At 45.6% G+C, this 826-nt stretch carries 1 protein-coding gene; it reads right to left on the bottom strand.

What is annotated here, in order from left to right; all coding sequences use genetic code 11:
* A partial coding sequence (locus A3735_RS04145; RefSeq protein ID WP_197485661.1) for an N-acetylmuramoyl-L-alanine amidase occupies nucleotides 1-826 on the bottom strand: 826 nt, incomplete at both ends.

Below are 826 nucleotides of genomic sequence, written 5' to 3' on the forward strand. Positions count from 1 at the left end.
TATCACCTTTTCGAACAACATACTTCTTGAAATTCGTGGCTTTTGATTTAGTGCTTTGAGCAACACTTTGGTTCACTACACTATTGCCACCCTTATTCCATGCCAATAGCGTTCCCGGAGGTGGCGCGTCATTAAAGTAAGCGAGAATTCCGCCCTTTATCGCCTTGGCCATTTTCCGCTGATACTTTGACGACTTTAATCTCTTGGACTCTGCCGGATTTGAAATAAATCCTGTCTCAACCAATATTGATGGAATATCTGGTGACTTCAACACCACAAAACCTGCCTGCTGAACCGAACGCTTATGCAAACGAGCAACATTGCCCATGGAGCTTAATACCTTACTACCTACGCCTAAACTCGCTTTTAAACTTGCCGTGGAAGAAAGGTCCAAGAGTACGCTCGCTAGAACGTCATCCTTGTCTTCCAAACTTACACCACCCACGCCGCCTATTAAATCGGCAGAATTCTCTTTTTGCGCTAACCAACGAGCTGTCTCACTGGTCGCGCCACGGTTTGACAAGGCAAAAACTGATGCACCGTGTGCCTGGGCTTTCTTAAATGCATCAGCATGAATAGACACTAACAAGTCAGTATTATGCTTTCTGGCAATCCGGGTACGCTTGCGCAAACCAATATAATAATCCCGCTCTCTGGTCAGGTAAGCTTTAAAGCCTTTTTGAGCATTAATCTGCTTTCTCAATTCTTTAGCAATTGCCAACACGACATCTTTTTCTTTTATACGATTCGGGCCGATGGCACCCGGGTCTTCCCCACCATGCCCTGGATCTATAACAACGATAATGTCTCGCTTCTGACCCGCAGG

The sequence above is a fragment of the Oleiphilus sp. HI0061 genome (genome assembly GCF_001635675.1).